Genomic DNA, 21,573 nt, shown 5'->3' on the forward strand with positions numbered 1-21,573 from the left:
AAGAATGCGACCGCGCCCCCGCAACGCGATGAACGCGCAGGCGCCGTCGCCGATCGTTCGATGATTGCCGTGCCTCGCACGCCGCCTGGAAGACAAGCCGACAATGACTATCAAACGCGCCGCCAGCCTTTTCGCATGGATCCTGTTTGCCGTGATCGCCTATTCGACGATGTCGCCGCTCGACCTGCGGCCGCGCATCGGGCACATGGTCCATCTCGAACGTTTCGGGGCCTTCGGACTGCTGGGCCTGCTGTTTGCGATCGCCTATCCGCGGCGGCTGGCGCTCGTGCTGGTTCTGGTCTTTGCGACCGCCATCGGCTTCGAACTGTTGCAGATGGTTTCTGCCGACCGCCACGCACGCCTGACGGATGTGATGGTCAAGCTTCTCGGCGGCGCCTGCGGCGTCTTTGGCGGCTGGTTCCTCTATCGCTTTCGCTTGCCGCTGCTGCGGCTGCTGGGGCGGTAAACCAAAACGCAAAATATCGCCGGTAAGATCGGCGGCAACCGGAGCAGGCCTGCGCTCCGTCGAGACTGGGGGATCGCGTGGCAGTATCCGTCATCATCAAGACGCTGAACGAAGAAAAGCGCATCGCCGCGACGATCGAAAGCGCGTTGAAGGCGCTCGAAGCCGTTGGCGGCGAGGTCATCGTCGCCGACAGCGGCTCCAGGGACCGGACGGTGGAGATCGCCTCGCGCTATCCTGTTGTCATCGCACAGATCAGCCCGCCGGCGCTTCCGAGCTGCGGCATCGGCCCGCAACTCGGCTTCCAATATTCGCGGCACGCGCATATCTGCCTGCTTGACGGCGACATGTTGCTGGACGACGACTTCCTCGAAGTGGCGGAAGCGTTCCTTGCTGACGATCCCACAGTGGCTGGTGTTACCGGCCATGTGCAGGAGATGCTGACCTCCAACCTCGAATTTTCCCGGCGGGTCACCCGTAATTCACCGGAAAACCGGATCGGCGCGATCGACCGCATGAACGGCGGCGGCCTCTATCGCCGGTCGGCGATAGAGGCGGTCGGCTATCTCTCCGATCGCAACCTGCACGGCTATGAGGAGTTCGACCTCGGCATCCGGCTCAGAAGCGCCGGCTTCAAGCTGCATCGCCTCGACCGACGCTTCGTCCAGCATTTCGGCCACACGGACAATTCCTATCGCCTGCTCGTGCGCCGCTGGAAGAGCAAGTACCTGTTCGGCATCGGGGAGTTGTTGCGCGCCTCGCTCGGCCAGCCCTATTTCTTCCAGCTCGTCCGGGAGCTGCCGGAGCTCAAGCTTTGGGCGCTGGTCTATCTCTGGTGGGCAGCGTCGCTGGCGATCCTGCTGTTCGTGCCCGACAAGCTCGTTGCGCTCGGTATCGTTCTTGCGATCCTTGCCGGCGTCGTCGGGCTCATGAGCCTGCGCAAGGGCGGTTTCAGCATGGGGCTCTACACAGTCGTTGCCTGGTTCTTTCATGCGGCGGCGCTGCCGGTCGGCTTCTTCCGCGCGCGCCGGAAGCCTGACGCGCCGATCGAAAGCAAGCTGCTCGGAGCCCCGGCATGAGGTGGCAGCCGCTGCTGGCGGCAGCCGCGGCGCTTGCTGCCGTCGGCGCGCCGGCGCAGGCATCGGACCAGTGGCTTCTGGTGCGGGAAATCTCGCTTGAGTTCGAGGCTGGCAGCCCTCTCGATTTTTCCTCTTTCCTGCCGAACGGCACGATCGATGCGGATCACCGCCTGGTCGTCGGTGCCGGCGGACGACTTGCCCTCGCGAAGTCACCGGACAAGCCGGAGCGCATGCTCTGCGCATCGCTTGCCTGGAGCCCGGCCTCCGGCGGGTTTCCCGATCACGAAACCGCCGATCGTTACGCCCGGCAACTGGCGATGCGCGGCTACAATCTCGCCCGGCTGCATTTCGTCGACGGCAGCCTGATGTTCGGCCGCGACCGGGACTTCGATTTCGACCCCGAGACGCTCGACCGCATCCACTATCTGCTGGCGGCGCTGAAGCGAAACGGCATCTACTGGATGATGGACGGCCTGTCGTCGCTGCGCGGCGTTTACGGCGGCTTTGACGATCGCTGGGACGATGGCGGCAACCTCAAGCTCGAGCTGTTTGTCGACGAGCGGGCGTTCGACCACTGGAAGCGCATGCAGGAGACGATCCTCGGGCGCGTAAACCCATATACGGGCGTGGCGCCGATCCGCGACGACGCGCTCGCGGTCGTCATTCTTGCCAACGAGAACGGCATGGAGTTCGACACCGTCGTGCACGATCGGCCGGGCAAGCCGCCCTATGATCCGCAGCTTGCCAAGCCGTTCAACGCGTGGCTGGCCAAACGCTACGGATCGACCGCGGCGCTTGCCAAGGCGTGGCCTGATCTGCGCCCAGACGAGACGATCGAAGCGAGATCCGTGGCGCTGCCGGCGGACCGCTACGTTCCCGGCCCGCGGCTGCGCGACCTGCAGGCGTTCTTTACAGAGACGGAAGCGGCGACGACCGCGCGCATGAGCGAGGTGCTACGCGGGCTCGGCTACCGCGGCCTGATCAGCAACTACAACAACTGGCCTACGGTCCAGGCGTCGCTCAGCCGGCGCGGCCTCGAAGCCGTGACCATGAACACCTATCACGACTGGGTCAGCGGCTATGCGCCCGGCAGCAAGACGACGCAGGTCAGTTCGATCGCCGACGGGGTGAATTACATTCGCATGATCGCCGCCACGCGCTGGCTCGACCGACCGTTCCTCGTCAGCGAATACGATCACCTCTTCTGGAACCGCTACCGCTACGAGGCCGGGCTGGCGATGCCGGCCTATGCGGCGCTGCAAGGCTGGGATGCGCTCTGCCGTCACGGCCATGGCCCGATCGTTCTTTCCTATGGCGAGCCGTTCCCGCACAAGAAGGCAATGCTGCCCTACGCCATTGCGCTCGATCCCGTCGCGCGCGCCGGCGAGACGCTGTCGGCGCTTCTCTACCGTCGCGGCGACGTGGCGACCTCAGCCGTTACCGTCCCGTTTGCGGTGCGCGGAGAAGAGGATCTTTCCGACGACATGCAGGCGCGCGAACCGGAGCGCCTGACGGACCTCGCGCTGGTCGGGCGGATCGGCCTTGAAGAGGCGAACCGGCTCGGCGATGTGCCCGCGGTAAAGCAACCGCGCCAGCAAGACAGCGAAGGGATACTCGACAGCCTGCGCCAAGACGGCGCGCTTTCGGATGATAACGGCACCAGCATCGGCGCCGGCATTTACCAGAGCAGTACCGGCGAAATCCGGTTGAACCGCTTTGCCGGCCAATTGCGCGTCGTCACCGACAGGACCGAGGCCGCCGCCTTCTCGACGCTGCGGGAGCCGATCGATCTCGGCCTGCTCCGGGTCGAGCGGGCCGATGGCAACGGGCTTGTTGCGATCTCGGCGCTCGATGCGAATGCAGGGCTCGCCAGCAGCCGGCGCCTGCTGCTGATCTTTGCGACCGATGCGCAGAACACCGGCATGGCGTTTCGCGATACCGAGGAGAAGGTGATCGAGGATTTTGGCCGGCTGCCGGTTCGGCTGCGCGAAGGCTATGTCGATCTGACGCTGGCGCGGACCGCGGGGAACTGGAGCGTTTCGCCGGTGGGCCTCGACGGCAACGTGCATGCGCCGGTGGTGCAAGGCACGGGTAATGTCGCCTTCCGGCTCTCCAACAACGGCCCTTCCGGCCCGACCACCTATTTCCTCCTGGAACTGCGGTAGGAGTGGGGCAGCCTTTCGCGGATCAATGAATGGCCATGATGTCAGCCTATGCTCCCCCGCTTTCACGCACAGGAGGATGAGATGAGAATATCGGAAGCCATGCATCCCGGCGCTCGCTGGATCTCTCCCGAAACCGATCTGAAGACGATCGCGCGTATCATGCGCGACGAGGACATCGGCGCGTTGCCGGTCGGCGAAAACGACCGCCTGATCGGCATGGTCACTGACCGCGACATTGCGCTACGCGCTTTTGCCAACGGGCGGGACCCGGCGTCGATGACGGCGCGGGACGTGATGACGAGGGATATCGTCTATTGCCGCACGGACGAGACGATCGAACATGCCGTCCATCTGATGGAGGCAAAACAGGTGCGGCGTCTGCCGGTGATCGACCAGGACAAGCGCATGGTCGGTATGCTGTCGCTCGGGGACGTCTCCCATGCCGGCAGCCAGCAACTGTCAGGCGAACTCGCCAAGGCCGTCACGGCCCATCACGTCTGACGTCGGCTTTGCAGCTTGCGGCGCCTTTGAATAGGCGCCGCCAGCCGTTTCGTTTGGTTCTGTCAGAACCGGTAGCTGATACCGGTGCCGATCAGCCACGGATCGAGCTTGACCTTGCCGCTGACAGCGCCGGCGCCCGGCAGGGTGGCGTTGACCTCAGGCTCTAGGAACAGCTTCTTCACGTCGAAGTTCAGGCCCCAGTGGTCGTCGAGCTTGATATCGACGCCCGCCTGCAGTGCCACGCCGAAGGTGTTTTTCAGATTGAAGCTGGAGAAATCGCCGCGGGGCTTCTCGTTGTAGAACATCGTGTAGTTCACGCCGGCGCCGACATAGGGCTTGATCTCGTCGGTGACGTTAAAGTGATACTGCAGTGTGAGCGTGGGCGGCAGCAGCCAGGCCTTGCCGATCTCGCCGAGGCCGGCGATCGAGCCGCTGCCGCGCGCCGTGTGCGGCGTCGTGCCGAGGATCAGTTCGGCGGCGATGTTGTCGGTGAAGAAGTAGGTGATGTCGAGTTCCGGCACGACGGAGTTGCTGACGCCGACCTTTTCGCCGTCGAGTGCGCTGCCGTTGAGATAGAGTGTGCCCTTGTCGTCAGGCAGGACGGCGAGCGCGCGGCCACGGATCATCCACGGGCCGGGCTCGCTTGCCAGTGGCATTTCCGGTGCCGCGACCGCGCCCGGCTCGGAGAGATCTGCCGCCGTCGCGAGCGCGAGCGGCGCCGCGAATGCGGCGAAAAGGACGGCAGATGGCAGAATGGCGCGAGTAGGCATGATTTTCCGGACCCCCAGAAGAAGTTGAACATCGCCGGCCAGGGCGTTCGGCGGCAGGGATTCTGCGGCCGACGGCACTATGCTCAACAGGGCGTCTCAGCGGTTGTCCTGGATCAATGCAGGCGCGAATCATCAAGACCTTGGGGATAAAGGTGGATTCGGCTAAAGACGCGATATCCGCGCCAATCCCTTGTCAGGCGGGCATGCGCGGAATGCTGGCAAGAAGACGCTGCGTATAGGGATGTTGCGGGGCGGCCAAAATGTCGCGGGTCTTGCCGCTTTCGACCACCTTGCCACGCTCCAGAATGACCATCTCCTCGCAGAGGGCCGCGACGACGCCGAGATCGTGGGAGACGAAAACCAGCGTCAACTTCTCGGCGAGCGTCTTGAACAGCTCGACGATGCGGATGCGGGTGGAAAGGTCGAGCGCGCTGACCGCCTCGTCGGCAAGGACGATCTGAGGGCGGGCGACGATGGCGCGGGCAATGGCGATGCGCTGGCGCTGGCCGCCGGAAAACTCGTGCGGGTAGCGGCGGAGTGCATCGGCAGGAAGCCCGACCGCTTCGAGCGCACCGATGACCGCCTGCGTCCGGTCGCCCGGGATCCGCAGCGACCTTAGCGGCTCGCCGATGATGTCGATCACCCGCTGGCGCGGGTCGAGAGAGGAATAGGGATCCTGGAAAACGGGTTGCACGGCGCGGCGGTAGCGTTGCATGAAGGCGCTGCTGCCGGTGTCGAGGGCTTCCTCGCCGAAGCGAATGGTACCGCTCGTCGGGCGAATGAGCCCGAGCATCAGTCGCAGCAGCGTCGTCTTGCCCGATCCGGATTCGCCGACGAGGCCGACGCTCACCCTCGGTCGCACCGAGAGCGAGACATTGTCGAGCGTGGTCTGCTGGCGGGAGTAGCCGAAGCTGACGTTTTGAAGATCGAGCATCATGATCCGGTTGCTCCGAGCGCTTCGTCGAACAGGCGGGCGGCCTCGACCAGGGTTTTGGTATAGTCGTGCTGCGGTGTGCCGAAGACCGAGCCGACCTGGCCCTCTTCGACGGCGATGCCGTTTTTCAGCACGATGACGCGCTCGACGACCTGGGAGACGACCGGCAGGTCGTGGCTGATGAACAGAAGCGCCATGCCGGTCTCGCGCACCAGTTGGTCCAGCAGTTTCAGGATCTCGGCCTGCGTCGTGACGTCGAGTGCTGTCGTCGGCTCGTCGGCAATCAGCAGCTTCGGGCGGCAGGCGAGCGCCATGGCGATGGCCACGCGCTGGCGCTGGCCACCGGACACTTCGTGCGGGTAGGAATTGATGATGCGGTCGGGCTGCGGCAATGCCACCTTGTCGACCAGGTCGCGGACTTCGCGTTGAACCGCTTCCTTCGTTGCCTTGCCGCCGTCCCGCTCCAGACGTCGGCGAACCGGTTCGGCGATCTGCCGGCCGATCTTCATCAGGGGATCGAGCGCGGTCAACGGCTCCTGGAAGACGACCGCTGCGGCGACGCCGCGCAGCCGGTTCATCACCCGGTCGGTGGCGCCGACAACCTGTTGCCCGTCAAGCGTGATCGAGCCGGCGACGGCAATCGATGGCGGCAGCAGGCCAGTCGCTGCCATTGCCGTCATCGACTTGCCGGAACCGGATTCGCCGATCAGGCCGACGCGTTCACCGGGGCGAATGGCGAAAGAGAGGTCGGACACCAGAGGCTTGTCGCCGGCGCGGATGTCGAGACCCTGGATGTCGAGCAGCGCTATCATCGCGATCTCCCCCGCGTCGGATCGGCGATATCGCGCAGGCCGTCAGCCAGAAGATTCATGCCGATAACGAGCGCGACGAGGGCGATGCCCGGTGCGATCGCGCCGATCGGCGCCGTATAGACGGTCCCTTGCGCTTCCTGCAGCAGCCGTCCCCAGGAGGCATTCGGTGGTGGCGCGCCAAGGCCGAGATAGGAGAGCGACGCTTCGGCGATGACGGCGAGGCCGAACTGCAGGGCAAAATTGACCGACAGTGTCGGCCAGATATTGGGCAGCACGTGGCGGAAGACGACGCCGGTCCAGGAGGTTCCGGACGTGCGCGAGGCGACGATGTAGTCCTGCCTAAGCACGCGCTTGGCGAGGATGCGGGTCAGCCGCGCAACGATCGCCGAGATGGCAAGCCCGAGTGCCAGGATCGCAGACCAGAGGCTGGCGCTGTCGCTTGCCGCCACCACCAGCATGGCAAGCAGCAGGGTGGGGAATGCGATCAGGATATCGAGCGTCGCAGCCATCACGTCGTCGGCCAGGCGCGTGGCGAAGGCGGCGACAACGCCGAGGCTGACACCGATCGCAGCCCCGATCGCAACTGCACCGGTGCCGACCAGCAGAGCGGTACGGGCGCCGATCATCAACTGGGTAAGCAGGTCGCGGCCCAGGCGGTCAGTGCCGAGCCAGTGCAAAAGTGACGGCGCTTCCAGTCGTCCACCCGAGGCATTCAGCGCATCATAGGGCGTCCAGAAAAGCGTCAGTACCGCGACGGCGACGTTGAGGCCGACGAGGGCAAGGCCGACGGTCAGGGCCAGCGAGCGCCGGCGCTTCGGTGCGGAAACGGCTGTATCGACGGGGCTCATGCGTTGCCTCCGACGGCGCGTTCGCGCAGGCGCGGATCGATCAGCCTTTGGGTGAGATCAGCGGCAAAACCGATGAGCAGCACAAGCAGGGTGGAGATGAACAGAACGCCCTGAACATTCGGATAGTCGCGCTGCTCGATTGCGAGCAACAGCATCGAGCCAAGGCCCGGAAGGGCGAAGACGCGCTCGACGACGACTGCTCCGAGCAAGGTCGTTGCCAGCTCGATGCCGAGGATGGAGACGATCGGCACGGCGCCGTTGCGGATGCCGTGACGAATGAGCGCCTCGGGGAAGCTGGCGCCGAGGGCACGTGCGGTGCGCAGATAGTCGCTGCCGAGGACGTCCTGGGTCGCCGAGCGCACGTAGCGCAGCAGGGACGCGCCCATGACGAGGCCGATCGTCATGACGGGCAATGCAAGCGCATAGAGCACCTGTCCCTCGTTCTGCCAGCCGCGGCGGGGAAAACCGCCCGAAGGGAACAACCGGAAGGTGACGGCAAACACCGTGACCAGCAGGATGCCGACCCAGAAGACGGGGATGGCGATGCCGAGCTGTGAAATGGTCGAGATCAGTCCGCCATACCAGCGATCAGCTTTGACGGCCGAGAGGATGCCGAGCGGAACGGCAATCAGGACGGCGAGCACGAAGCCCATCAGCGCCAGCGGCACGGTGACCGTCAGCCGCGCGGCGATCTCCTCGATCACCGGCTTGCCGCTCACAAAAGAGGTCCCGAGATCGAAGCGGGCGAGGCTGCCGGCAAAGCGCAGGAACTGCTGCCAGAGCGGTAGGTTCGAGCCGACCTGTTCGCGCGCCTTCTCGATCTGCACGGCATCGGCGCCGACAGAGAGAAGCGCATTGGCGGGATCGCCGGGCAAAAGGCGCAAAAGCACGAACAGCACCACCGCCGCGATCAGCAGCGACAGAAGCAGAATGGCAAAGCGGCGGACGAGATAGGTGAGAATGGCTGCATTCCTTTCTTCTCACGGGGGCCGTGATCAGAGAGCTGGCTTTTGCACCAAAAAGATCGGGCAGGCTAGAGCATGGTCCATCTTTGGTCGCGCCTGTGGAAGGACGGCGAATTGCCCGGACAATTGGCGCGAAACGCAATCAGCCCCCGGAACGGATCCAGGGGCTGTTGTTTATGCATCCGACGCTAGGGCGCATCGGATAGTGATGCCGCTTACTGCTCGCTCTTCTTGATGCCGAAGGCGAAGAACTGCGAGTTCAGGCCGTTCACGGGATAACCGGTGACGGCCGAGCTCGAGACGACGATCTGCGGGTAGAGGTAGAGCCAGTTGCTGGCCGCATCTTCGGCGATGATCGTGTTGGCTTCCTTCAGCTTCGCCGTCTGCTCGTCGGTGTTGGCGGCGGCCTCCGACGCCTTGATCAGATCGACGACCTTGGGATTGTTGTAACCCCAGTAGAAATCCGGATTGCCGTAGAAGACGATGTCGCGGTGATTGACGTGCTCCTGCAGCGTCGCCTGGAAGTCATGCGCCTTGTAGACCTTGGTGTACCACTCGTTGGCGGTGATCACGTTGATCTCGACCTTGATGTTGACCTTTGCGAGTTCGCTCTGGATGAACTGCGCGACGATCGGGTGCGGATCGTAGTTCGGCGTATCGAGCTTGAAGGTGAAGCCATCGGCAAAGCCCGCTTCCTTCAAGAGCGCCTTGGCGCTCTCGACGTCATAGGCGTCGACGGCGGTCAGGTCCACGTACCAGGGATCGGTCGGCGGAACGAAGGAGCCGATCAGCGTGCCGTATTCGCCCCAGATCGAGGTCAGGAGCTTCTTGTCGTCGATGGCACGGGCGATCGCCTTGCGGACCTTGACGTTGTCGAAGGGGGCGACGCGGTCGTTGAAGGCAAGCAGTTCCTTGGTCGTCGACTGGCCTGCAGTGACCGTGAAGTCAGGATTGTCCTTGAACTGGGCAATCGAGTCCGGGCTCTGGACGCTGGTGACGATGTCGACGGCGCCGGTCAATAGCGCATTGTTGAGCGCGGTCGCATCGGTGAAATATTGGAAGACGACTTCGTCATTGGTCGGTGCCGTGCCCCAGTATTTGTCGTTGCGGACGAGCGCTAGCGACGAACCGCGGCGCCATTCGTCGAGGCGATAGGGGCCTGTGCCGTCTTCGCCCGCGTTCAGGTCCTTGGCTGCATCATTGACGATCCAGACATAGCTCAGATTGTAGGGCAACGAGATCGAGCGGGCGGACAGCTTGACGACGACCGTCTGGTCATCGGGCGTTTCGATGGAGTTGATGGTTGCAAGGCTCTTCTTGCGCGAGCTCTTGGATTGCTCGGCCGTCACGCGCTCGATGCTGTACTTGACGTCGGCGGCCGTTAGAGGATCGCCGGAGTGGAAGGTGACGCCGGGGCGAAGCTTGAAAGTGTAGGTGAGGCCATCGTCGCTGACGCTCTGCTCGGCCACGAGGCCCGGCTGAACGTCGCCGGCATCGGTCAGCGTGAACAGCGCCTCATAGACATTGCCGTTGAAGGCTTCGTTGATGCCCTGGCCGGCGCCGGCAGTGTTGTCGAGGTTCTGCGGCTCATAAAGCGAGCCGATGGCGATCGAGGCGTTGGGATCGAACTTCGCGTCCTCGGCAAAAACGGCCGTGCTCGACGCAAGAGCCAGTGCCAGCGTGGTGGCTGCCAAGGTTGCGCCGCGCGCCCGGCGGGCCTGTCCCGTGGTCTTGCCAAAGCCGATGATAGTGCCAGTCATGTCCCAAACTCCTGCTTATGCCTGTTGTGCGGATCGCACCGCCGCCCGAATTCTAGCCATCGGACGATTGCCGTGCATCATACTTATTCCCTAGTAATTTAGTGGGAAAATTGATTTCTTTTGTCAGGCGAAGTTGAAATTTGTACCCGCGATTGCGGCGGTTGGGCAGATGCGCATTTCGCTTTTCACCGCATGTCGTGGACAGAGATATATCAGGCCGGCCTTGGATAGGCCTGCCCACCCTTTGACAAATTGGCGCGAATTCCTTCCGCTGGCTGTGAATGCCGGGGGTCAGGCAGAAATTGATTGTTGTTCGCGTAGGTTTTCCCTCGAAAATTGCAAAATGCAACGAGTCGACAAAAGGATTCGACAGTCGGGAGATTCTGATATATCGGCTGATTAATCGTTTAATCACGCGATAGCGGGAACACTGTCTTGGCGCGTTCCGGACCAAAACTGACGAGGATTGCCAGAACGCTGGGCGTCTCCGCGGCGACGGTTTCCAACGCGCTCTCCGGCAAGGGGCGCGTCTCCGCCGAGATGGTGGAAAAGATCCGCGCGACCGCTGCCGAACTCGGCTATGTGCCGAGCCAGGCGGGCAGGGCGCTGCGCACCGGCCGCACCGGCGTTCTCGGTCTCGTCCTTCCCGATATTGCCAATCCGCTCTTCCCGCAAATCGCCCAGGCAATCGAGCTCGCCGCTTCGTCGTCGGGCTATGGCGTGCTGATCGCCGACTCCCGCGGTGACGTCTCGACCCAGACCAAGGCGATCGAGCGTCTGATCGATCGCGACGTCGATGGTCTCGTGATCGTGCCCAGGCGCGGCACGCGCATTGCCGATGTCGGTTGTCCGGTTGCCGTCATCGATACGCCCTCGACGCCTGGCAACACGGTTGCTGCCGACCATTGGGGTGGCGGCCAGCAGATCGCCGAGCATCTGAAGGTGCTCGGCCACCGCCGGGTGCTGATCATCGGCAACAATCCCGCCTCGAACGTACAGAACGACCGCGCCGGCGGCATCCGCTCGGTCTTCGGCGAGGGCTGCCATACCGATACGCTCTGGATTGAGCCATTGGAAAAAGCGGCGGGCAAGGGCTGTCCGCTCGGCCTCGCCGATAAGGTGGCCGAAGGCTACACCGCCTTTGCCTGCATCTCCGATCTTCATGCGCTCCGGGCGCTCACCGAATTGCAGCGCGCCGGCATCGATGTGCCGGAAAAGGCAAGCGTCACCGGTTTCGACGACCTGATCTGGTCGCCGGTCATCACGCCGGCACTGACGACGGCGCGCATGGACATGACCGAGATCGCGGCGGTCGCCGTCGCGGCGCTCGTCAAGGCGATCAGCGAGCGCGACCCGTCCGATCCTGAGATCGGCGCGCCGGTTACGGCGGCGACCTCCAAGGTGCCAATGCACCTGGTCGTCCGGCAATCGGCCGCAGCGCCGCCCGCGCCTCAACCCGTTCATACCACTGTCACCGCAGCCACATCCGTCACCGAAGGAGGACCCCAGCCATGAAGAAGTTCCTGCTCGCCTCAAGCGCGCTCTTGCTCGTTACCGCCAACGCCGCATCTGCCCAGGACAAGACGCTCACCATTTCCGTCTACGGCTTTGCCCAGGACGCCTTCAAGGAACTGGTCTACACACCGTTCGAAGAGAAGTGCGGCTGCAAGCTCGTCGTCGAAACCGGCAACAGCGTCGAGCGCCTGGCCAAGATGGAAGCCAACAAGGCAAGCCCGGTCGTCGACATGGCCGTCGTGTCTATGGCCGACGCGCTTTCGGCCACCCGCGCCGATCTGATCGAAAAGATCGACACCTCGAAGCTCCAGAACTTCAACAAGCTCTACGACCTCGCCAAGGACCCGAACGGCGACGGCATGAGCGTCGGCTACACCTTCTATGCCACCTCGATCGTCTACCGCTCGGACAAGATGGAAGTGAACTCCTGGGCCGACCTCCTGAGCGAGAAGAACGCCAGCCACGTGGCGTTCCCGAACGTCACCACCAACCAAGGCCCGCCGGCGCTCTACATGGTCGGCGAAGCCATCGGCAAGAATACGCCTGACCTCAAGGAAGCGATCGCCGCCGTCGGCGCCAAGAAGGACGAGATCGTCACCTTCTACGTCAAGTCCTCGCAGCTCGTTCAGCTGATGCAGCAGGAAGAAATCTGGGCCGCCCCGATCGGTCGTTTCTCCTGGGAAGGCTTCACCAAGCTCGGCCTGCCGATCAAGTGGGCAACGCCCAAGGAAGGCCAGACCGGCGGCATGAACGTGATGGTGCTGACCAAGGGCGGCAAGAACCAGGATCTCGCACTTCAGTTCATGGACTTCTGGCTCTCGACCGAAGTTCAGACCGCACTTGCCGAAAAGCTGGTCGACAGCCCGGCCAACAAGGACGTGAAGGTCTCGCCCGAGATCGCCGAAAACCTGACCTACGGCGAAGAGACCGTGAAGAATCTCAAGCTGATCCCGTCGGCCGTCGCCCTCGACAACCGCGAAGCGTGGCTGTCGGAGTGGAACGCCCAGGTCGGCCAGTAAGTCCAAGCCATTGCGACCTCCATCGGCGGACACGCACCGCCGGTGGAGACTTGATGCGACGGGCGCGATGAGACGCACCCAGGAATGCCTTGAAAGGAAGAAGGATGTTCCAGAACCGCGCCGAAGCCCTGGCGCTCGCTCTGCCCGCAGCGGTTTTTGCGGCGATCGTCTTTCTGGCGCCGGTGGTGATCCTGCTGGCGGAAGGCTTTCGCAGCGCCGACAGCTGGTCATTGTCGGCCTACACGACCTTCTTTTCCGATTCGCTGAACCGCACCGTCTTCCTGCGCACCTTCCGGCTCGGCCTGATGGTTACCGTCGTTTCGGCGGTCATCGGCTATGCCGCGGCCTTTGCGATCGTCAATCTGTCGCCGCGCAACAAGGGACAGATGATCGGCCTCGTCGTGCTGCCGCTGATGATCTCGTCGGTCGCGCGCACCTATGCCTGGATCGTCATCCTCGGCCGCACCGGCATCGTCAACCAGGCGCTGCAGCTCGTCGGCCTCTCGGATGAGCCGATCCGCTTCCTCTTCACCGAGACCGCCGTGTTCATCGGCCTACTGCAACTGTTCCTGCCGTTGATGATCCTGTCCTTGATCAGCGCGCTCGAAAACATGCCGAAGGATGCGATCCCGGCGGCCCGCGTTCTCGGCGCCAACTGGTTCCAGGTGTTCTTCAAGGTGATCCTGCCGCTGACCAAGGAGGGCCTTGTAATCGGGGGAACACTGGTCTTCACCGGTTCGCTCACCGCCTATATCACGCCGGCGATCCTCGGCGGCTCCAAGGTTCTGATGCTTGAAACGCTGCTCTACCAGCGCGTCACCGTCGCCAACGACTTCGTCGCCGCAAGCGTCATCGCCTTCATCCTGATCGTCATGAGCTTTGCCGCCAATCTTCTCCTGAAACGGCTTGCCACTGCGAGGAACAAGCGATGACCCCTCGTATCTTTACTCCGCTCGTCCTCTTCCTGGTGATCGCCTTCCTGATCGGGCCGTTCTTCATCATCGTCGCGGCGTCGCTTTCGGGCGGCGAGACGCTGGCCTTCCCGCCTCAGGGCTTCTCGCTCAAGTGGGTCACCAAGGTCTTCACGGTCGAGAGCTTCCAGGAGAGCTTCGCGATCTCGATGCTGCTGGCGATCGGCGGCACGGCGGCCGCTCTCGTGCTCGGCGTTCCCGCCTCTTACGCCCTGTCGCGCTACAAGCTGCCTTTCGGCGAAACCATCCGCACGATCGTGTCGCTGCCGATCATCGTGCCGGGCATCATCGTCGGCCTGGCGCTCCTGCGCTACATCGTCGTGCCCTTTGGCCTCAACATCACGCTGACCCTGTTCCTCGCCCACACCGCGCTGGTTCTGCCCTATGCGGTGCGGGTCGTCTCGGCGAGCCTCAACAACCTGCGCTCGGATATCGAAGAGGCGGCCGTGCTGCTCGGGTCGTCACGCGCCGGCGCCTTCTTCCGCGTGGTGATGCCGAACATCCGCAGCGGCATTCTCGCCGCCTTCATCCTCGGCTTCGTCACGAGCTTCAACCAGGTGCCGGTGTCGCTCTTCCTCTCCGGCCCGGGAGTGCGCACCCTGCCGATCGACATGCTCTCCTACATGGAGATCACCTACGATCCGTCGGTCGCAGCCCTCTCGGCACTGCTCGCCTTCATGTCCATCGGCATCGTTTTCCTTGCCGAACGCTTCCTGGGATTCTCTCGCTATGTCTGACGCCCCCTTCCTCAGCCTTGAAAAACTGACGCTCGCCTATGGCGACACCGTTGCGGTGAAGGATCTCGACCTTTCGATCCGCAAGGGCGAACTTGTGGCGTTCCTTGGGCCCTCCGGTTGCGGCAAGACGACGACGATGCGCTCGATCGCCGGCCTGCTGTCGCCGGCCTCCGGCGCGATCAAGCTTGATGGCGCCGACATCACCCGCGTGTCCGCCAACAAGCGCTCCGTCGGCCTCGTCTTCCAGTCCTACGCGCTGTTCCCGCACCTGACCGTGTTCGAAAATGTCGCCTTCGGCCTGCGGCTGAAGAAGCTGCCGGCTGCCGATATCGAGAGCAAGGTGACGGCTGGCCTCAAGTCCGTCGGGCTTTCGAAGTTCTCCGCCCGCAAGCCGGGCGAGCTTTCGGGCGGCCAGCAGCAGCGCGTGGCGCTGGCGCGTTCCATGGTGATGGAACCGAAGGTGCTGCTTCTCGACGAGCCGCTGTCGAACCTCGATGCTCGCCTGCGTCTCGAAATGCGCACGGAACTGCAGCGGGTGCAGAAGGAAACCGGCGTCACGATGATCTTCGTCACCCACGATCAGGGCGAAGCCCTGTCGCTGGCGGACCGCATCGTTGTCATGCTGAACGGCGCGATCGAGCAGATCGGCACGCCCGAGGATATCTACAACCGCCCGATCTCGCGCTTCGTCGCCGATTTCGTCGGTTTCGAAAACATCTTTGCCGTCGAGGGCGGCAAGCTGAAGGCCGAAAACGGCCCGATCGATCTTTCCGGATCCCTGCCGCCTGACACGGCAGGGCTTGCGTGGCGTCCGCGCATGGTGACCCTTGGTTCAGGTCCTTTCCAAGGCACTGTGCGCGGAGCCTCTTTCTCCGGCAGCACGCGCGAGTATCTGCTCGATACGCCGCTCGGCGCCATCAAAGCGGAAGAGGATGCAGCGCTTGCAGCCCGTGAAACCGGTTCTGCCATCGCCTTCGACCTGCCGGTCGAGAAGGCCGCACGCCTCAAGAAGTTCGGGTAAGGTCAAATGGGTGTCTGGATCGATACGGACATGGGGTTCGACGACATCGCCGCCGTGCTTGTCGTCCTTCATGCCGGTGAAGAGATCGACGGCGTTTCGCTCGTCTTCGGCAACACGCCGCTTGACCGGGTGAAGCGCAATGCAGCCAGTGCCGCGCGCGCCTTCGACTGGGCTTTCCCAATCCACGAAGGCCGTGCCCTTCCGGTGCTCGGCAAGCTCGAAACCGCCGAACGCATCCTCGGCGAAGCCGGCATGCCGACCGCCGGCCTGACGCTGCCGGAGGCTGACGCCTTGCCGGCGAGCGACGCCTTTGCCGCCCTTTGCGGCTGGCTGGAGCAGGAGGGCCCGAAGCGCATTCTGGCACTCGGACCGCTCACCAATCTCGCTGCCCTTTGTCTTGCCCGTCCGGACCTGGCCAGCCGGATCACCGATCTCACCTGGATGGGCGGCGGTGTCACCAGCGGCAACCATACGGCATCCGCCGAGTTCAACGCCTTTGCTGACCCGGAAGCGTTGGCGATCGTCATCGCGCATGGCCTGCCGTTGCGCATGGTCGATCTCGATCTTTGCCGCAAGGTCTTTGCCTACCCCGATGACGTCGCGCCGATCCGCTCGGCGGGTGGCGCCCACGCGGCCCTCATCGCCGATCTGCTTGCCGGCTTCATTTCGATCGGCACCAGCCGTGGGCGACCCGGCATGGCGATCTATGATCCTTGCGCTGCCGTTGCCTTCGTCAATCCGGGCGCGGTCTCGTTTCGCCAGGCGCGCATCGACGTCGAACTTGGCGGGACACTGACCCGCGGGCGTACCGTCGTCGAAACGCGCGAAAGCCATGCGATCTTCAATGCCGAATATGCTGTCGATGCCCATGTCGAGACGACGCGGGCACAAATCCTGGGCGCCCTGATGAAGGAAGCGCAGAAGTGAGTTTCAAAGAGCAGCCTCAGGACCTGATGGATGCGGCACTCCGCAGCCGGGCAGTGGCCGCAGCGCGTGGTGCCGAGCCGTTCGACGTTTTGATTTCGGGCGGCACGCTCGTCGACGTGGTGACCGGAGAGCTTCGTCCGGCCGATATCGGCCTCGTCGGATCGTTGATTGCAAGCGTTCACGAACCGGGCGCGCGCAGTGACGCAGTAACCGTTGTTGATGCCACCGGCGCTTTCGTTTCGCCCGGCCTGATCGACACGCACATGCATGTCGAAAGCTCCATGGTGACGCCGGCGACCTATGCCAATGCGGTGTTGCCGCGTGGCGTGACGACCGTCGTCTGGGATCCGCATGAGTTCGGCAATGTCAACGGCGTTGCCGGCGTGCGCTGGGCGGCGGACGCCAGTCGCGATCTGCCGCTGCGCACGGTGCTGCTGGCGCCCTCCAGCGTGCCGTCTGCCCCCGGCCTGGAGCTGGCCGGCGCCGATTTCGACGCTGATGTGATTGCCGACATTTTGAGCTGGCCGGAAATCGGCGGAATCGCCGAAATGATGAACATGCGCGGCGTCATCGACGGCGAAGCGCGCATCACCGGGATCGTCCAGGCGGGGCTTGCGGCCGGCAAGCCGGTCAACGGCCATGCGCGCAGTCTTGCCGGCTCCGATCTCCAGGCCTTCGTGACGGCCGGCGTCAGCTCCGACCATGAGCTGGTCTCGGGCGACGATCTCCTGGCAAAGCTCCGGGCCGGTCTGTCGATCGAACTGCGCGGCTCGCACGACCACCTGCTGCCGGATTTCGTCAGGACGATCAAGGCTCTCGGCCATCTTCCTCAGACGGTAACGCTTTGCACCGACGACGTCTTCCCCGACGATCTCGCCCATGCCGGCGGCCTCGACGACGTCGTTCGCCGGCTGGTGCGCTATGGCCTGCCCGCCGAATGGGCGCTTCGGGCGGCAACGCTGAACGGCGCCGTGCGCCTCGGCCGTCACGACCTTGGGCTCGTGGCGCCAGGCCGCCGGGCGGATATCGTGCTCTTCGAGGATCTCGTTGATTTCCGTGCGCGCACCGTCATTGTCGATGGCAAAATGATTGCAGATGCCAGTCGGATGATCGAGCCGCTGAGCAGCATCGCCGCCGAGAGCCTGCACGGCACGATGAAGATCGCGCCGCTTTCGGATGACGATTTCCGCATTCCTGCCGACGGCACCAAGGTCCGCATCGCGACCATCGATCGGCCGCGTTTCACCCAGTGGGGCGAAGCCGTTGCTCAGGTTGAGGGCGGCTTCGTCGTTCCGCCTGAGGGCACGACTCTGATCGCCGTCGCGCATCGTCATGGGCGCGCCGATAGCCGACCGCGCGTTGGTCTGTTGTCGAGCTGGGGCACCTGGCGCGGCGCCTTTGCGACCACGGTTTCGCATGACAGCCACAACCTCACGGTCTTCGGCGGCAATGCGCAGGATATGGCGATCGCGGCCAATGCTGTGATTGCATCGGGCGGCGGCATGGCTGTCGCGTCCAGTGGCAGGGTCGATGCGCTCCTGCCGCTGCCGCTTGCCGGGCTGGTTTCCGAGACGCCGTTGGAAGAGGTGGCGGATAACTTTGCAGCACTCCGCGAAGCGGTCGGCCGCATCGTCGATTGGCAGCCGCCATACCTGGTCTTCAAGGCCTGCTTCGGCGCGACGCTCGCCTGCAACGCCGGCCCGCACCAGACCGATCGCGGCATCGCCGACGTGGCGACGGGCACGGTCATGGAAAGCCCGATCCTCGAGATCCTTGAAGCCTGACATTCAAGGCCACCCGGCCTGGGCGGCCTTTGAAGTCCGACGCCACTTCCGTCGAGGCGGGCAGCCTCGCTCTTTAAGCGCTGGCTCTAAATCCTTGAGAACACGGGTTCCCGCGGGCATCTTCGCGATGCACGCGTTACTCCGCCTGTGCCAGTTCCTGCTCCACCAGGGTCGACCAGAAGGCGGCGCCCGGACCGATCGCTTCGTCGTTGAAATCATAGGCGGTGTTGTGATGCAGCGCGCCATCGACGGCGGGGCCGTTGCCAAGCCAGACATAACAGCCGGGCGCCTCCAGCCCGAAGAAGGCGAAGTCGTCGCCGGCGGTTGACGGCGGAAATGCCGCGCGGGTCTTCTTGCCGAACACCGCCTGAGCGGCGCTCAACGCCCTGGCCGTGGCATCGGCGTCGTTGACGACGGGCGGAATGCGGCGTTCGAACTCGTAGTCGACGGAAATCCCGTACATCTCTGCCGTACCGCGCGCGAGACGGCCGATCTCCGTTTCGAGCTGATCGCGCACTTCGGGCGTATAGGCGCGGGCGGTACCGCCAATTTCGACGATGTCGGGGATGACGTTGAGCGCCTTCTGGTCGCCGGCGCGCACGGAGCAGGCGCTGACGACGGCTGGCTGCAAGGGATCGACGACGCGACCGACGATCGACTGCAGCGAGGCAAGGAAGGTGCCTGATGCCGTTACCGGATCGCGGCCGAGATGCGGCTTGGCCCCATGGGTGCCGACGCCGCGGAAGGTGAGCCGCCAGCTATCGGACGAGGCAAGCTGCGGGCCGGCTACGACGGCCATTTCGTCGGGATCGAGACCGGGCATGTTGTGCAGGCCGTAGACTGCGTCGCAGGGAAACAGGTTAAACAGCCCGTCCTCGACCATGCGCTTCGCACCGCCACGCCCTTCTTCGGCAGGCTGGAAGATGAAGTGCACGGTCCCGGAGAAATTGCGCGTCTTCGCCAGATGGCGGGCAGCGCCGAGCAGCATTGTCGTGTGGCCGTCATGGCCGCAGGCATGCATCTTGCCGGCCTCGCGGGATTTGTAGGGACGATCGGCGATTTCCGGCATGGCAAGCGCGTCCATATCGGCGCGAAGGCCGATCGAGCGCGTGCCGTTGCCGACCTGCAGCGTACCGACGACGCCGGTTTTTCCCAAGCCTCGGTGGACCTTGATCCCTGCGTCTTCAAGCCATTTGGCAACGAGGTCGCTGGTGCGTACCTCTTCGAAGCCGAGTTCCGGATGGGCATGCAGATCGCGACGGAAGTCGGTGAGGAAGGTGAGGTCGTCGGCTATTCCGTCTGGCAGGCGCATCGTCAGGCATTCCCATGTTCATTGCGCGAAGGGGCTTGTGAATTCCGCGTGCTTTGCTTCAGCCGCGGCGCCCTTTCGGTTTGATCGAAGTCGCAAACGGTATAGACGAAAACGGCCGGAACCAGAACAGCAAGCCGGCCTTTTTGATCGCCTTTCATTTCGGGCGAAAGCGCGCAGACGAGGACCGGACCGATGCAGCCCCACGACTTCTGGCAGGAAATCTACCCGCCGAAAAGCTTCGACATTCAGGCGGGTTATCGCAATTTCTTCCCGGTATCTCTCGGCGATGGCAGCCAGATCCTGTTGCCGATCCGTCCGCTTTCCGACGGCAAGCATGCGCTGGCCTCGCTGATCGTCAATCAGGCGAGCTTTGCCGTCGAGGATGCGCTGGCAACGGAACTGGCCGCCAAGCTCGCGCCCTATGAGCCCGAAGTCGTCGCCGGCCTGCCGACGCTCGGCCTGACGCTCGCCTCGGCCGTCGCCCGCAAGCTCGGCCACAGCCGCTACGTGCCGCTCGGGACCTCCAGGAAATTCTGGTATGTCGACGATCTCTCCGTCCCGCTTTCCTCGATTACGACGCCCGACCAGAAGAAGCGGCTCTATGTCGATCCGCGCATGCTGCCGCTGCTGGAAGGAAAACGGGTGGTGCTGATCGACGATGTGATTTCGAGCGGCACGTCGATCCTTGCCGGGCTGACGCTGATGGAGACCTGTGGCATCGAGCCGGTCGCGATCGGCGCCGCCATGCTGCAGACCGAGCGCTGGCGCCAGCCGCTCGCCGACCGCGCGCCGCATTGGCCGGAGCGTGTCGTCGGGGTGTTCCAGACGCCGCTGCTCACCCGCAACGAGGACGGTAGCTGGCGAGGGGCTTGATCGAGCGACGGCTGCCACCCAGTCGCCCGAATGTGCCTGCGCTCTCGCCCAAACAAATTCCTTTGCCTCCTGCGACCGCAGCGCGCTAGCCTCGACCCGGCGTTGCAGCAGCGAGGCAATTCATGCGCTTCATCAATCCGATCCCCTTTGTCGGCGACATCGACCGATCGCGGGTCTTTTACGAGACAGTACTTGGTCTGACGATCCGAGAGGACTTCGGCGACTTCGTGCTTTTCGAGGGCGGCTTTGCCATCCACGAAGGACGCGCGCTCCAGCGGACGATCTGGCGGCAGGACCTGTCTTCGGGCGAACCCTATGGGCGGAAAAACGTGCTCCTGTATTTCGAGGATGACGATGTAGAAGCAGCCTTCGCGCGCATCGCACCGCATGTGGAGCTGATCCATCCGATCGAGCTGCAGACGTGGGGTCAGCGCGTCTTTCGATTTTACGATCCGGACGGGCATGCAATCGAGATCGGAGAGCCACAGGACTTGGGCGCCGCAGGCACCGCAGTTTAGGGCGTCTCAATTGGCGAGGCGACGTCAAAGTTCGGGCACCGCCGCGATCGCGGACGCGCCCGAACTTTTCGTGCAAGACAGCCCAGAGGGCTTTGAACGGCTGGGACCGGTTTCTAGTTCGCCGGCCGGACCTGATAATAGACCGTCGACTTCGCGCCGCCTGCCTTTGCGATCGTGTAGACATCGTAGGAGGCCTGCGGATCATTGCCCATGCCGAGCGAACCCGAGGGCATGCCGGGAACCGCGATGCCTGCGACATCAGGCTTTTCCGAGAGCAGCTTCTTGACCGCCTCGAGCGGTACATGACCCTCGATGACATAGCCGTCGATGACGGCGGTATGGCAGCCTTCCATGTCGGCGGGAACCGCAAAGCGCGTCTTGATCACCGACATGTCGGCCTCGTCGCGCACCTCGACCTTGTAGCCGGCCGCTTCCATCGCGTCCGCCCATAGTTCGCAGCAACCGCATTGCGGGTCCTTGTAGACCGCCATGGTGCCGGTTGCCGCGACTGCGCCTGTTGCCAAGAGGGTGATGCCCGCAATCGTGCCTGCAACGAAATGCCTGCGTAACACGTTCATCGAACACTCCTTTCCGTTTCT

The 21,573-nt window shown here is 63.8% G+C and carries 21 protein-coding genes; 13 read left to right on the forward strand and 8 right to left on the reverse strand.

All coding sequences use genetic code 11. The features are described 5' to 3' along the window. Positions 1-103 precede the first annotated feature (103 nt). The 4 genes from ACIQUG_RS12650 (at position 104) to ACIQUG_RS12665 (ending at position 4,208) form a co-directional block, all read left to right on the forward strand. Positions 104-466 (forward strand): VanZ family protein, encoded by a 363-nt coding sequence (locus ACIQUG_RS12650; RefSeq protein ID WP_192449603.1) that lies wholly within the window; start codon positions 104-106, stop codon positions 464-466. Positions 467-543: 77 nt separating this feature from the next. After that, entirely contained in the window at positions 544-1,542 is a 999-nt protein-coding gene (locus ACIQUG_RS12655; RefSeq protein WP_402321836.1) for a glycosyltransferase, read from the forward strand. Then, positions 1,539-3,707, forward strand: coding sequence for a glycoside hydrolase (locus ACIQUG_RS12660; RefSeq protein ID WP_402321839.1), 2,169 nt, complete (start codon positions 1,539-1,541; stop codon positions 3,705-3,707). The genes ACIQUG_RS12655 and ACIQUG_RS12660 overlap by 4 nt, the downstream gene beginning before the upstream one ends. 81 nt (positions 3,708-3,788) lie before the next feature. Beyond that, positions 3,789-4,208: a CBS domain-containing protein gene (locus ACIQUG_RS12665; protein ID WP_043613745.1), complete on the forward strand. Its 420-nt coding sequence runs from the start codon at positions 3,789-3,791 to the stop codon at positions 4,206-4,208. A gap of 62 nt (positions 4,209-4,270) precedes the next feature. Here the strand turns inward: ACIQUG_RS12665 and ACIQUG_RS12670 are convergent, their stop codons facing one another. From ACIQUG_RS12670 to ACIQUG_RS12695, 6 genes are all read right to left on the reverse strand, one after another. Further along, a complete protein-coding gene (locus ACIQUG_RS12670) occupies positions 4,271-4,978 on the reverse strand; it encodes an OmpW family protein (RefSeq protein WP_402321842.1) in 708 nt (235 codons plus the stop codon). Between the two features lie 193 nt (positions 4,979-5,171). Further along, positions 5,172-5,918 (reverse strand): ABC transporter ATP-binding protein, encoded by a 747-nt coding sequence (locus ACIQUG_RS12675; RefSeq protein ID WP_402323019.1) that lies wholly within the window; start codon positions 5,916-5,918, stop codon positions 5,172-5,174. Next, positions 5,912-6,724 (reverse strand): ATP-binding cassette domain-containing protein, encoded by an 813-nt coding sequence (locus ACIQUG_RS12680; RefSeq protein WP_402321845.1) that lies wholly within the window; start codon positions 6,722-6,724, stop codon positions 5,912-5,914. Before ACIQUG_RS12680 ends, ACIQUG_RS12675 begins: the two co-directional genes overlap by 7 nt. Next, on the reverse strand, positions 6,721-7,572 hold the full coding sequence (locus tag ACIQUG_RS12685; protein WP_402321848.1) for an ABC transporter permease: 852 nt from the start codon (positions 7,570-7,572) through the stop codon (positions 6,721-6,723). Before ACIQUG_RS12685 ends, ACIQUG_RS12680 begins: the two co-directional genes overlap by 4 nt. Further along, positions 7,569-8,534 (reverse strand): ABC transporter permease, encoded by a 966-nt coding sequence (locus ACIQUG_RS12690; protein ID WP_402323020.1) that lies wholly within the window; start codon positions 8,532-8,534, stop codon positions 7,569-7,571. Before ACIQUG_RS12690 ends, ACIQUG_RS12685 begins: the two co-directional genes overlap by 4 nt. 218 nt (positions 8,535-8,752) lie before the next feature. After that, complete coding sequence (locus tag ACIQUG_RS12695; protein WP_402321851.1) at positions 8,753-10,297, reverse strand: ABC transporter substrate-binding protein; 1,545 nt, start codon at positions 10,295-10,297, stop codon at positions 8,753-8,755. A gap of 435 nt (positions 10,298-10,732) precedes the next feature. On the opposite strand from ACIQUG_RS12695, the gene ACIQUG_RS12700 reads away from it, so the two are divergent. From ACIQUG_RS12700 to ACIQUG_RS12730, 7 genes are all read left to right on the forward strand, one after another. Then, on the forward strand, positions 10,733-11,812 hold the full coding sequence (locus tag ACIQUG_RS12700) for a LacI family DNA-binding transcriptional regulator (protein WP_402321854.1): 1,080 nt from the start codon (positions 10,733-10,735) through the stop codon (positions 11,810-11,812). After that, the gene (locus tag ACIQUG_RS12705) at positions 11,809-12,831 is read left to right on the forward strand and encodes a PotD/PotF family extracellular solute-binding protein (protein WP_402321857.1); all 1,023 of its coding nucleotides are present in this window, start codon (positions 11,809-11,811) and stop codon (positions 12,829-12,831) included. The genes ACIQUG_RS12700 and ACIQUG_RS12705 overlap by 4 nt, the downstream gene beginning before the upstream one ends. A gap of 104 nt (positions 12,832-12,935) precedes the next feature. Next, on the forward strand, positions 12,936-13,763 hold the full coding sequence (locus ACIQUG_RS12710; protein WP_402321860.1) for an ABC transporter permease: 828 nt from the start codon (positions 12,936-12,938) through the stop codon (positions 13,761-13,763). After that, positions 13,760-14,539, forward strand: a complete 780-nt coding sequence (locus tag ACIQUG_RS12715; RefSeq protein WP_402321863.1) for an ABC transporter permease — start codon at positions 13,760-13,762, stop codon at positions 14,537-14,539. Before ACIQUG_RS12710 ends, ACIQUG_RS12715 begins: the two co-directional genes overlap by 4 nt. Beyond that, complete coding sequence (locus tag ACIQUG_RS12720) at positions 14,532-15,560, forward strand: ABC transporter ATP-binding protein (protein WP_402321866.1); 1,029 nt, start codon at positions 14,532-14,534, stop codon at positions 15,558-15,560. Before ACIQUG_RS12715 ends, ACIQUG_RS12720 begins: the two co-directional genes overlap by 8 nt. Before the next feature lie 6 nt (positions 15,561-15,566). Then, the gene (locus tag ACIQUG_RS12725; RefSeq protein ID WP_402321869.1) at positions 15,567-16,487 is read left to right on the forward strand and encodes a nucleoside hydrolase; all 921 of its coding nucleotides are present in this window, start codon (positions 15,567-15,569) and stop codon (positions 16,485-16,487) included. Between the two features lie 26 nt (positions 16,488-16,513). After that, positions 16,514-18,271, forward strand: coding sequence for an adenine deaminase (locus ACIQUG_RS12730; RefSeq protein WP_402323021.1), 1,758 nt, complete (start codon positions 16,514-16,516; stop codon positions 18,269-18,271). A 136-nt stretch (positions 18,272-18,407) separates the two neighbouring features. Here the strand turns inward: ACIQUG_RS12730 and ACIQUG_RS12735 are convergent, their stop codons facing one another. Beyond that, on the reverse strand, positions 18,408-19,583 hold the full coding sequence (locus ACIQUG_RS12735; RefSeq protein WP_402321871.1) for a M20 aminoacylase family protein: 1,176 nt from the start codon (positions 19,581-19,583) through the stop codon (positions 18,408-18,410). Between the two features lie 156 nt (positions 19,584-19,739). Between ACIQUG_RS12735 and ACIQUG_RS12740 the strand changes: the two genes are divergently transcribed. Both ACIQUG_RS12740 and ACIQUG_RS12745 read left to right on the forward strand, forming a co-directional pair. After that, positions 19,740-20,456 (forward strand): phosphoribosyltransferase, encoded by a 717-nt coding sequence (locus tag ACIQUG_RS12740; RefSeq protein WP_402323022.1) that lies wholly within the window; start codon positions 19,740-19,742, stop codon positions 20,454-20,456. A gap of 122 nt (positions 20,457-20,578) precedes the next feature. Continuing rightward, complete coding sequence (locus ACIQUG_RS12745) at positions 20,579-20,974, forward strand: VOC family protein (protein ID WP_402321874.1); 396 nt, start codon at positions 20,579-20,581, stop codon at positions 20,972-20,974. 113 nt (positions 20,975-21,087) lie between these two features. Here ACIQUG_RS12745 and ACIQUG_RS12750 read toward each other — a convergent pair whose 3' ends face one another. Beyond that, a complete protein-coding gene (locus ACIQUG_RS12750; protein ID WP_371826517.1) occupies positions 21,088-21,546 on the reverse strand; it encodes a DUF411 domain-containing protein in 459 nt (152 codons plus the stop codon). Between the last annotated feature and the right edge of the window lie 27 nt (positions 21,547-21,573).

Origin of the sequence: Ensifer sp. NPDC090286 (assembly GCF_044769565.1) — a bacterium.
GTDB lineage: Bacteria > Pseudomonadota > Alphaproteobacteria > Rhizobiales > Rhizobiaceae > Ensifer.